The sequence below is a fragment of the Salinicola sp. CPA57 genome (assembly GCF_003206035.1).
Classification (GTDB): domain Bacteria; phylum Pseudomonadota; class Gammaproteobacteria; order Pseudomonadales; family Halomonadaceae; genus Salinicola; species Salinicola socius.
The window spans coordinates 1-663 of record NZ_PZJR01000032.1 but is presented as its reverse complement, the minus strand read 5'-3'; the positions used below and the strand labels follow the sequence as shown (position 1 = coordinate 663).

Annotated in this window: 1 protein-coding gene; it reads left to right on the top strand. The window is 65.2% G+C overall.

The features are described from left to right. The coding region (locus tag DOM36_RS19805; protein WP_198651348.1) for an Ig-like domain-containing protein at nucleotides 1-663 on the top strand (663 nt) is incomplete at both ends.

The following is a 663-nucleotide window of genomic DNA, read 5'->3' as shown; positions in this document are numbered from 1 at the left end:
CGACCCGACCAACGGCGACATCATCACCGGCACCGCCGAACCCGGCAGCACGGTCACCTTGACCGACGATGCGGGCAACGCGATCGGTGACCCGGCCCTCGTCGATGGCGACGGCAACTGGAGCGTAACGCCGAGCGACCCGCTCGCCGATGGCGACACGATCAATGCCACGGCCAGGGACGCGGCGGGCAATACCAGTGACCCCGCCACGGCAATCGTGGATACCGCTGCACCCAACGCCGGTGACAACGACATCGAGATCAATGATGGCGGCGACGGCTTCCTCAATGCCGACGAGGCCGGCAACGTCACCTTGAGCGGCAGCCTCGAAAGCGATGCGACCGTGAGCTCGCTGATCATCAGTGACGCCAGCGGCAATACCGTTACTGTCGATCCCGCGGATATCACCGTCGATGCGGACGGCAATCTGACGACCAATGGCGTGGATCTCTCCGGTCTCACTGATGGCGAACTGACCGCGACGCTGTCGGTCACCGATGCCGCCGGCAATACCGGCACGGTTACCGACACGAGCACGCTGGACAGCGTGGCACCGGAGGCCCCGACACCCGCGCTGGCGGTGGATACCGCCACAGACGGTGACGGCATCACCCGTGACCCGATGATCAGTGTCGATGGTCTCGAAGACGAGGCAACGTGGGA